Annotated in this window: 7 protein-coding genes and 1 pseudogene; 6 read left to right on the forward strand and 2 right to left on the reverse strand. The window is 71.4% G+C overall.

Going from position 1 to position 6,912, the window contains the following annotated elements; translation table 11 throughout:
* The 4 genes and pseudogenes from JHN63_RS47205 to JHN63_RS47220 all read left to right on the forward strand — a co-directional run.
* Positions 1 to 523: pseudogene (locus tag JHN63_RS47205) on the forward strand (ArsA family ATPase); the annotation flags it as partial.
* 81 nt (positions 524 to 604) lie between these two features.
* Positions 605 to 1,090, forward strand: a complete 486-nt coding sequence (locus tag JHN63_RS47210; protein ID WP_200691307.1) for a DUF5304 domain-containing protein — start codon at positions 605 to 607, stop codon at positions 1,088 to 1,090.
* 215 nt (positions 1,091 to 1,305) lie between these two features.
* Positions 1,306 to 2,259, forward strand: coding sequence for an ROK family glucokinase (locus tag JHN63_RS47215; protein WP_033284421.1), 954 nt, complete (start codon positions 1,306 to 1,308; stop codon positions 2,257 to 2,259).
* A 163-nt stretch (positions 2,260 to 2,422) separates the two neighbouring features.
* Positions 2,423 to 3,181 (forward strand): endonuclease/exonuclease/phosphatase family protein, encoded by a 759-nt coding sequence (locus JHN63_RS47220; RefSeq protein WP_200691308.1) that lies wholly within the window; start codon positions 2,423 to 2,425, stop codon positions 3,179 to 3,181.
* Positions 3,182 to 3,328: 147 nt separating this feature from the next.
* Here JHN63_RS47220 and JHN63_RS47225 read toward each other — a convergent pair whose 3' ends face one another.
* Together JHN63_RS47225 and JHN63_RS47230 are read right to left on the reverse strand one after the other, a co-directional pair.
* Complete coding sequence (locus tag JHN63_RS47225) at positions 3,329 to 3,934, reverse strand: hypothetical protein (protein ID WP_200691309.1); 606 nt, start codon at positions 3,932 to 3,934, stop codon at positions 3,329 to 3,331.
* Positions 3,927 to 4,739, reverse strand: a complete 813-nt coding sequence (locus tag JHN63_RS47230; RefSeq protein ID WP_200691310.1) for a carboxylesterase — start codon at positions 4,737 to 4,739, stop codon at positions 3,927 to 3,929. Before JHN63_RS47230 ends, JHN63_RS47225 begins: the two co-directional genes overlap by 8 nt.
* Positions 4,740 to 4,965: 226 nt before the next feature.
* Between JHN63_RS47230 and JHN63_RS47235 the strand changes: the two genes are divergently transcribed.
* The gene (locus tag JHN63_RS47235) at positions 4,966 to 5,712 is read left to right on the forward strand and encodes a 1-acyl-sn-glycerol-3-phosphate acyltransferase (RefSeq protein ID WP_200691312.1); all 747 of its coding nucleotides are present in this window, start codon (positions 4,966 to 4,968) and stop codon (positions 5,710 to 5,712) included.
* Positions 5,713 to 5,744: 32 nt separating this feature from the next.
* A partial coding sequence (gene macS, locus JHN63_RS47240) for a MacS family sensor histidine kinase (RefSeq protein ID WP_200691311.1) occupies positions 5,745 to 6,912 on the forward strand: 1,168 nt, incomplete at its 3' end.

The raw sequence follows: 6,912 nt of genomic DNA on the forward strand, positions 1-6,912 counted from the left end.
AGCAGGTCCGGGCGCAGTCCGCGCAGGGCGAGGGCCAGGCCTTCGGCGCGGACTGCGCCCGGACCTGCTGGTGGCCAACCGGGTGCTCCCGGAGTCCGTCGAGGACACCTGGCTCGCCGGCGTGGGCGCGCAGCAGCGCAAGACCCTGGACGAGTGGCAGGGCACGTACGACGTCCATCACGTCCCCCACCTCGGCCACGACCCGCGCGGCACCGACGATCTCGCCGCGCTCGCGGTGCCCGGTGTCAACGCGGCCGGTTCCACGGTCGAGTGGCCCGTCACGGACCGGCTGGCCGAGGACGGCGTCCTGGTCTGGCACATCCCGCTGCCCGGCGCCATACGGGACGACCTCGACCTGGTCCGCCGCGGTGACGAACTCGTCGTCACCGTCGGCCGGTTCCGCCGTATCGTGCCGCTGCCGTCGGCCCTGCGCCGCTGCACCGTGGCCGGCGCCGCGCTGCGCGAGGGCGAACTGCGCATCCGCTTCGCACCCGACCCGGACCTGTGGCCCCAGGGAAGGTGAGCATTGGTCCGTGCGGAGACGTGAAGCACGTACGCCCATTCGGGTAACGTCGTAGAGACGAACCGTAGTCAGGAGTCCGTCATGAGCGAAGAGCTCCCCCCGTACGACGCCGGCAAGGAAGAGGCGCTCGACGAGGTGCGGGCGACCGACGCCGACGCCTGGGCGACGGCGGCCGCCGAAGACCTCGCGGCGGAGAAGGCCCGCCGCCGCACCCAGTACGGCCCGCCCCCGGGCTCGGCCGCCGAGGAACTGCGCAAACTCGTCGACACCGTCGCGGACAAGCTGTCCGGCCTCCAGTCCCCGCTGCTCGGTCAGATCGCCGGACCGGCCGCCCAGCAGGTGGCGAAGCAGGTCGTCCAGCAGGCCAAGGCCGCCGTCGAGCCCGTCATCGAACGCAACCCGGACGTCTTCGACCACCTCGCGGCGGCCGGCAGCGAACTCCTCGCCGCCTACCGCTCCGCCGTCCAGGCCCAGGAACAACGCTGGACGACCCGCGACAGCGAACTGAAGGACCGCCGCGACCGGGGCGAGGATCCGGGCCCGGGTGAGCGCATCGACCTCGACTAGGGGCTGTCCGGCGGATCAGGTCGCGGAAAATCGGCGGCTTCGCCGCGGGCGACGCGATGGGGGTCCGCCCGGTCGGGCGAAGCCGGGACCGGGGGAGTCGGCGACCGACGACAACCCGGCCGGGGGTCCCGTTCTCCGGGCCGAGGTCGCGAATCCGACGTCGGCCCCTCGGGTACGGTGGGCCGTAGCGGGGCTCGACCGAAACTGAGGGATTCATGGGACTCACCATCGGCGTCGATATCGGCGGCACCAAGATCGCGGCCGGCGTGGTCGACGAGGAAGGCAACATCCTCTCGACCCACAAGGTGCCGACCCCGGGCACGGCCGAGGGCATCGTCGACGCCATCGCCGCCGCGGTCGACGGAGCGCGCGCCGGGCACGAGATCGTCGGCGTGGGCATCGGTGCCGCGGGCTACGTCAACCGTCAGCGCTCCACGGTCTACTTCGCGCCGAACATCGACTGGCGCCAGGAGCCGCTGAAGGAGAAGGTCGAGGCCCGCGTGGGCCTGCCCGTCGTCGTGGAGAACGACGCGAACGCCGCGGCCTGGGGCGAGTACAAGTTCGGCGCCGGCAAGGGCCACCGCAACGTCATCTGCATCACGCTCGGCACCGGCCTCGGCGGCGGCATCATCATCGGCAACAAGCTGCGCCGCGGGCACTTTGGGGTGGCCGCCGAGTTCGGTCACATCCGCATGGTGCCGGACGGCCTGCTGTGCGGCTGCGGTTCGCAGGGCTGCTGGGAGCAGTACGCCTCCGGCCGCGCCCTCGTCCGCTACGCCAAGCAGCGGGCCAACGCGACCCCCGAGTCCGCCGAGGTACTGCTCTCGCTGGGCGACGGCACCCCCGAGGGCATCGAGGGCAAGCACATCTCCATGGCCGCCCGGCAGGGCGACCCGGTCGCCGTCGACTCGTACCGCGAACTGGCCCGCTGGGCCGGCGCCGGCCTCGCCGACCTGGCCTCCCTCTTCGACCCCTCCGCGTTCATCGTCGGCGGCGGTCTCTCGGACGAGGGCGAACTGGTCCTCGACCCGATCCGCAAGTCCTACAAGCGCTGGCTGGTGGGCGGCAACTGGCGCCCCGTCGCCGACGTGATCGCCGCGCAGCTCGGCAACAAGGCGGGGATGGTCGGAGCGGCGGACCTGGCGAGGGAACCGGACCCGATCATGTAAGGGCTGCTTTTGAGCTACGTCGGTCCCCGCGCCCTGCCTTTGCTTTCAGGGGCGCGGGGCCGTTTGCATGTGCGGCTCCGCCGCGTGGGCGCGACCAGCCACAGCGGACCCGCAGCCGACGCACGACCCGCACATCCCCACGCTTCGTCGTATCTTGATCGGCATGGCGACCTCGACCCCGCTGCTGCCCAACTCCCGCACCGAACCCGACGGTTCCGCGATCATCCGCGTCCTGAGCTACAACATCCGCTCGATGCGCGACGACACCGCCGCCCTGTCCCGGGTGATCAGAGCCTGCGCCCCGGACCTCGTCCTGATCCAGGAAGCGCCCCGCTTCTTCCGCTGGCGCAAGAAGCTCGCCCGCCTGGCCTCCGCATCGGACTTGGTCGTCCTCTCCGGCGGAGGCACCGCCGCGGGCCCGGCCCTGCTCTGCGCGCTCCGCGCCACGGTCGAACGCACGGAGGACGTGCTCCTCCCCCTGACCCCCGGCGAACACCGCCGCGGCTTCGCGACCGCGGTCGTCCGCTTCGGAGCGGCCCGCCTCGGCGTCCTCAGCTGCCACCTCAGCCTGCGCGAGGACGAGCGCCACGACCAGGGCGGCATGCTGCTGGACCGGCTGGCAGGAATGGGCGTGGACCACGCGATCGCGGGCGGCGACCTCAACGACCGCCCCGACGGCCGCACCTTCACCCGCCTGGCCAAGGACCTCCAGGACTGCTGGGCCACCACCCCCTGGGGCGCCGAGCACACCTGGACCCCCGGCAACCCCTTCCAACGCATCGACGCGATCTTCGCGACGCGGGGCATCGAGGTCCTCGGGTGCGGGGTGCCGCTGGGGCTGCCGGGAGTGGAAGGGGCCGACATCAAGCGGGCGACGGATCACTTCCCCGTGCTGGCCGCAGTGCGCGTGCCCGCGACCTGAACCACGGCCGCCGGGCAGTGCGAGGGGGCGTTGAGAAGCACAGACCTGAGGGCGGCTACGGACCACTTCCCGGTCCTCGCCGCCCTCAGAATCCCCGCGAACCTGCCCTCGAACTAGACGACTCCACGAACTGGGTGGCCCCGCGAGCTAGACGACGGCCCCGCGCCCAGGATCGTCCCCGTCCTCGTCATCCGTCCGCATCCGCATCACCAACGTCGCGAAGCCCCCCAGGAACCCGCCGATGCCGACGGTCGCCAGCCACCACGTCATGTCCCAGCCGAGCAGTACCGCCACCAGCAGCAGGATCGGGCCGCCGATCACCCCGAGCCAGGCGAACTTGGCCGTGACGTCGGCCTCCGGCAGCGGGGGCGGCTCCGGCGGGACGAAGTGGCCCTCGTCGTCCTCGTCGAAGTCCTCCTCGGAGGCGTCCGGCGAGACGTAGTCACGGGGTCCGCCGACGCCGGGCGCGAAGGAGACCGAGCTGCCCAGCGGCTTGGCGGGCGCCGGCGGCTCCTCCTGGTCGGCGCTCACCGGGCTCGGTGAACTCTCCGCCTTGTCAGTGGACTTGGCGTCGTTCTTCTCGGGATCCAGCAGCGCCAGGTCCTCGATCGACTTGAACGGCTTGGCGCCCGGCGGATCCTTGGGCTCGTCGCCGTACCCGGCGACGATCGCGGCCCACGCGGCCTCCTCGTCGAACGGGACGCCCTGCTCGTCCGGTTCGAGGCCCTCGCGGTCGGAGTCGTGCTCAGCCACCTGTGGCCGTCCCTTCCTGCTCGCTCACCCGGCCCGTGTCGGACACCTGCTGGCCGGCACTGGGTGCGAGCCGGCCGATGAACGCGAAGCTCTCCTCGAAAATCCGGTCCGCGTCGTGGTCCAACGTCGCGACGTGGTAGCTCTGTTCCAGCAAGATCTCCGTCACGTCGGTCGAGGAAACCCGGCTGAGGACACGAGCCGAGTCGGCGGGCGGCACCACATGGTCCTGGGGGCTGTGCAGCAGCAGGAGCGGCTGCGTGACCTGCGGGAGCTCGCGGTCCACCAGCCGGAAGAAATTGCGCAGGGAGTGCGCGGAGTGCAGCGGCACCTTGTCGTACCCGACCTCCTCGCTGCCCTCCTTCGCGATGTCGCTGGCGATACCCGGCGCCGTACGCACCAGATGGCGGGCCACGGGAAGGGCGTACGCCGCGAGGCCGTGCACCTTGATACCGGGGTTGACGACCACGACACCGCTGATCTCGTCGCCGTGCTTCGCGGCCAGCCGCAGGGCCAGCGCGCCGCCCATGGAAAGGCCCGCGACGAAGACCTGCGAGCAGCGCTCGCGCAGGGCGCGCAGCTCGCGGTCCACCTCCGCGTACCAGTCCTGCCAGCCGGTGAGCTGCATGTCCTCCCAGCGCGTGCCGTGCCCGGGCAGCAGCGGCAGCGACACGGTGAGGCCGCGCTCGGCCAGATGCTCCGCCCAGGGGCGCAGCGACTGCGGGGAACCGGTGAAGCCGTGGCAGAGGAGCACTCCGACCTCCCCGCCCTCGTGGCGGTACGGCTCGGCTCCGGGGAGGACCGGCACCTTCGGTCTCCTGTTCATGAGAGGGGCAAGTTCATGGGAGAGGCGTGTTCATGAGAGAGGCGTGATCATAGGACGCGAGTTCATGAGAGGCATGTGAACAAGTCCAGATGCGGTTAACCGTACGCGACCGCACTGACACCGACCAGGGTCGTCGGGTCCTTTGACAGTGCTCCGGGTTAAGGTCTGATCGACGGAAACGGGAGGCACTCGGTTGTTGTACGGCACGATGAAGGTCGCCATCGGGGGACCGCTGAAGGTCGCCTTCCGACCCTGGGTGGAGGGCCTGGAGAACATTCCGGACGAGGGTGCCGCCATCCTGGCGAGCAACCACCTCTCGTTCTCGGACTCGTTCTTCCTGCCCGCGGTCCTGGACCGCAAGGTGACCTTCATCGCGAAGGCCGAGTACTTCACGACGCCCGGGGTGAAGGGCAAGCTGACGGCCGCGTTCTTCAAGGGCGCCGGCCAGCTTCCGGTGGACCGCTCCGGTGCGCGCGGGGCGGGCGAGGCCGCGATCAAGGCCGGGATCGACGTCCTGGAGCGCGGTGAGCTGTTCGGTATCTATCCGGAGGGCACGCGCTCCCCGGACGGCCGCCTCTACCGCGGCAAGCCCGGCGGCCTCGCGCGCGTGGCGCTCGCCAGCGGCGCCCCGGTGATCCCGGTCGCGATGATCGACACCGAGAAGATCCAGCCGCCAGGCAAGGTCATGCCGAAGCTGATGCGCCCGGGCATCCGGATCGGCAAGCCCCTCGACTTCAGCCGGTACAACGGCATGGAGCACGACCGTTTCGTCCTCCGCGCGGTGACCGACGAGGTCATGTACGAGATCATGAAGCTCTCCGGCCAGGAGTACGTCGACATCTACGCGACCGCCGCCAAGCGGCAGATCGCGGACGCGGCGAAGGCCGACAAGGAAGCGGAGAAGGCGGCCAAGGCCGCGCTCGCTCAAACGGAGAAGGAACAGACGAGCCCATAGGCGGGCCGGCGTCTGTGTCGGGGGTGGGGGAGATGGCGAAGCAGGTACGTGTCGTCAGGATGTCCGTCGAGCAGCCGCTGTGGCGCGCGCTGAGCGGCTACCGGGTGCTGACCATGCTGTACGCGATCGGGCTGTTCGCCTCCGAGTACGACCAGTTCGACCGTCCGGCCATCGCCATCGCCTTCTTCGTCGTCCTGTTCGTCTGGACGCTGGCGACCCTGCCCCGGGTCCAGAGCGCGATCGCCTGCACCAAGCGCTTCCTCGCCGCCGACCTCACGATCGCGCTGGTCGGCATCGTCCTCACCCCGCTCGCGGCCGACACCCACCACATCGACAGCGGCGGCCCCACGCTGCCGTCGATATGGACCGCCGGCTCGGTCCTCGCCTTCGCCATCAAGGGCGGCTGGCGCTGGGCCGCGTTCGCCTCCACCCCGGTCGCCGTCGCCAACCTGATCGAGCGCGGCTCCCCGGCCCGCGACACCGTCCACAACGTGGTCCTCGTCTGGGTCGCCTCCATCGCCATCGGCTACGTCGTGGAGGTCGCCCGCGCCTCCGAGCGCACCCTCGCCCGGGCCCTGGAGATCGAGGCCGCCACCCGGGAGCGCGAGCGGCTCGCCCGGGACATCCACGACGGCGTGCTCCAGGTGCTGGCGATGGTCCAGCGGCGCGGTGCCGTGCTCGGCGGCGACGCGGGCGAGCTGGGCCGGATGGCGGGCGAACAGGAGATCGCGCTGCGCACCCTGGTCTCCGGCGGCCTGGTTCCGGTGTCCCGGGTCTCGCTGGACGCGGCGGAGGGCGCGGTCGTGAGAGCCGTGGAAGTGGAACCCGATGACGACGGCCCGGTCGATCTGCGCTCCCTGCTCGCTCCGTACGCCGCCGCGAAGGTGAGTTTCGCCGAGCCGGGTGCGCCGGTGACCTTGCCCGCGCCCGCCGCGAGGGAGCTGGCCGCCGCGGTCGGGGCGGCCCTGGACAATGTGCGCAGGCATGCCGGTGACGACGCCCGTGCGTGGATCCTGGTCGAGGACGAGCCGGGGGAGGTCGTGGTGACCGTCCGGGACGACGGGCCCGGTATCCCCGAGGGGCGGCTCGCGCAGGCCGAGGGGGAGGGGCGGCTCGGGGTCGCCCTGTCGATCCGGGGGCGGCTGCGGGACCTCGGGGGCAGCGCGGAGCTGGTCTCGATTCCCGGGCAGGGCACGGAAG

It is taken from the genome of Streptomyces sp. MBT65, assembly GCF_016612545.1.
Classification (GTDB): Bacteria; Actinomycetota; Actinomycetes; order Streptomycetales; family Streptomycetaceae; genus Streptomyces.